The sequence below is a fragment of the Zavarzinella formosa DSM 19928 genome (assembly GCF_000255705.1).
Classification (GTDB): domain Bacteria; phylum Planctomycetota; class Planctomycetia; order Gemmatales; family Gemmataceae; genus Zavarzinella; species Zavarzinella formosa.
Genome location: NZ_JH636446.1, coordinates 384,293 through 387,167 on the forward strand (window position 1 = coordinate 384,293; position 2,875 = coordinate 387,167).

Consider the following 2,875-nt stretch of genomic DNA (forward strand, 5'->3'; position numbering starts at 1 on the left):
ACCGAGGCCGGGATGAACATCTTTGGCCGAAGCTTCACCACCATGCTCCCCGCGCTCCGGGAGGCGAACGGCAACCTTCAGAATCTCAAAAAGGCGCTCAGTGACAACACGGTGGCCAACCTTGACGATATGGGGGACGCCATGGTTCGTGTGGGCCTGCGCATCCGGGACGGATTCCTTGACGCGGTTTCCGCCTCCATTGACGCCGTTGAGCGGCTTTACGGCGTGGCCCGCGAACTCAGCGCGAAGGAATTAAACATCGAGATCGCGGCGAAGCAGAAGGCCCTGGCTTCCCTTCCCGCCGACGAGCCTGTTTTTGACAACCTCCCTCCCGGAGTTCCGGCCCCCAAGACCCCGCAGGCGCTCCTGCGCGACCAGATCGCCGCGCTTCAAGGGCAACTAGACGTGCAGGCCTATCAGGACAAGGTTGACGCGGCCAAAAAGAAGACCGGCGACCCGCACGGAAACAACAGCGATCTGACACTTCCCTCAAGCGGAGGCTCCAAGCCGAAAGAGGCCCAGGATTATGACACGATTAGCGACTCGCTCGACAACTATCTCACCAAACTGCAAGTAGAACACGACCTGCTCGGGCTGAACGCCCGCGACCAGGCGGGCCAGAAGGCCGTGAACGAGGCCCAGAACGCCGCGATGAAAGAGGGGACGCTCCTCACGCAGGAGCAGATCACCCAGGTGCGCGAACTTGGCTCCTCCAATTACGACCTGAAAGAATCCATGAAGGAGACCGGCAAGGAGGCGGTCATCAGCGCCAAGCTCATCAAGGACAGTTTCGGCGACGCCCTGGAGGCGGTCATGTTTGACTTCAAAAGCCTTGGCAGCGGGGCTTCCTCCGTTCTGGAGGGGATCGCCAAGAACATCGCCCGCAAGAAAATCATCGACCCGCTCTCCAGCAGTGTCAGCGGACTATTTGACAAGACATTCAGTTCATCCGGGGGCGGCATCTTCTCAAGCATCGGCTCCATGCTTGGCTTCGCGGACGGCGGCTCGCCCCCCGTGGGCGTCCCCTCCATTGTCGGCGAGCGCGGCCCCGAAATCTTCGTCCCCAAAACGGCGGGAACGATCATCCCCAACAACGCCCTCGGCGGGTCGTCGCCGACGGTGAACATCACCAACAATTTTCAGTCCGGCGTGACCCGGCAGGAGCTCGCCACCCTCATGCCGGTCATGGTGTCGCAGTCCAAGCAGGCCGTGTTCGAGGCCATCGAGCGGGGCGGCAGTGAATCCCGCAGCGTGAACCGCCGCTCATGACCATTGCCATGCCGTCGTCCGCGTTCCGCTCCTCCCGTTTCGGCCTGGAGACCGACACCGCCGTGTTCCGCCCGCCGCTGTCGAAGGGGTCGGCCCAGCGGGCAATCTTCGGCCCGGCGTGCTGGATGCTCACCGTCACCCTGCCCAAGATGAACCGCGCCACGGCCGCCGACTGGCAGGCGTTCTTCCTCCTCCTGGAAGGGCAGGCGAACACCTTTTACGGCTTCGATCCCGACGCCAAGACCGGCCGGGGCGTGTTGACCGGGTCGCCGTTGGTGAAGGGAGCCGGGCAGAACGGCAGCACGCTCGTGATCGACGGCTGTTCGGCGAATGTCACCGGCTGGATCAAGACCGGGGACTATTTTTCCGTCAACGGCGAACTCAAGATGGCCACCGCCGACGCCGGCAGCAACGGGTCGGGCGAGGTGACCGTCTCGTTCAAACCCGCCTTGCGCTCCTCGCCGGCCGACAACAGCGCCGTGACCGTCACCAACCCGACCTGCCTGATGGTCCTCACCGACGACAGCCAGGCGATGTGGGATTCCGACGCCAACGGCATTTACAACGAGATCACCTTCTCGGCCGTGGAGGTGTTTGCGTGAGCCGCGGCGTCTCGGTTGACAATCTCGCGGCGATGGAGGCCGATTGCGTCTGCCCGGTCATCTTCGTCAAACTCGAACTCGACTCCGGCGACATCCTCGTCCATTCTCGCACGGGCGACATCACCTGGGGCGGCGACACCTATCTGGGCATGGGGCAGTTCGGGGAAATCGGCCTGGTCCGCGAGGACACCGAACTCGGGCGCAACCCCGTGGACCTCACCCTGTCGGGCATTGACGAGGCCCTGATCTCCGTTCTGCTGGGGGAATATTACCAGGGGCGGGAAGCGACGGTGTACATCGGCTTTTTGGATCTGGTCACCTTCCAACTCGTGGACACCCCCGAATACCTTTACGGCGGGATGATTGACAACTCCACGATCACCCGCGACCAGAACGCCACCATCACCCTGCGGGTGGAAAACGAGGAGGCCCGCTGGGACACCCCCAACGTGAGAAGGTTCAACAACGCCGACCAGCAACTCCGTTATCCCGGCGACAAGGGACTCGAATACATGGAACAGATGGCCGAGAAGCAGCTCAACTGGGGGCGGGGGTGAGGATCGAACGCTGGGAGGGGAGGCTGGCCTCGTATTTGAACGCCTCGAAGGACCTGACCTTTGAGTGGGGCAAGACCGATTGCGCCCTGTGGGCCGCGACCTGGGTGAGGAATTGCACGGGCGAGGATTTCCTCTCCGAGTGGATTGGCAAATACAAAACCGAACGCGGGGCGGCGACACTCATGCGCAAGCGTGGCTTCACGACCGTTTCGGACATTGCCGACGCGGCCCTTCCGGTCATTCCCGTGACGCTGGCGAAACGCGGCGACCTTGTGCTGCACCCGGTGGACGGCTGCCTCGGCATCGGCAACGGGGTCAAAAGCCATTTTCTGTCGATCAAGGGTCACACGCTGGTGGACACGCTTTCGTGCGCCAAGGCGTGGCAGGTCGGCTAATGCCCCCGGCCATCCCCCTCATCGCCGCCGTCGCGGGCGCGGCCGCCAGCAC

The 2,875-nt window shown here is 63.2% G+C and carries 4 protein-coding genes; all 4 read left to right on the top strand.

The window, feature by feature from the left end; translation table 11 throughout:
- On the top strand, window positions 1-1,269 hold a 1,269-nt coding region (locus tag BGIM_RS58885; RefSeq protein ID WP_029631325.1), incomplete at its 5' end, for a hypothetical protein.
- Window positions 1,266-1,871: a hypothetical protein gene (locus BGIM_RS54245; RefSeq protein ID WP_020474569.1), complete on the top strand. Its 606-nt coding sequence runs from the start codon at window positions 1,266-1,268 to the stop codon at window positions 1,869-1,871. The genes BGIM_RS58885 and BGIM_RS54245, both read left to right, overlap by 4 nt.
- Window positions 1,868-2,428: a hypothetical protein gene (locus tag BGIM_RS0136405; RefSeq protein WP_020474570.1), complete on the top strand. Its 561-nt coding sequence runs from the start codon at window positions 1,868-1,870 to the stop codon at window positions 2,426-2,428. Before BGIM_RS54245 ends, BGIM_RS0136405 begins: the two co-directional genes overlap by 4 nt.
- Window positions 2,425-2,823 (top strand): DUF6950 family protein, encoded by a 399-nt coding sequence (locus BGIM_RS54250; protein ID WP_020474571.1) that lies wholly within the window; start codon window positions 2,425-2,427, stop codon window positions 2,821-2,823. Before BGIM_RS0136405 ends, BGIM_RS54250 begins: the two co-directional genes overlap by 4 nt.
- The last annotated feature ends 52 nt before the right edge of the window (window positions 2,824-2,875 follow it).

Bases quoted from the DNA above. Each gene is read 5' to 3' on its own strand.
- BGIM_RS54245 (WP_020474569.1), top strand. From the start codon at position 1,266: ATGACCATTGCCATGCCGTCGTCCGCGTTCCGCTCCTCCCGTTTCGGC.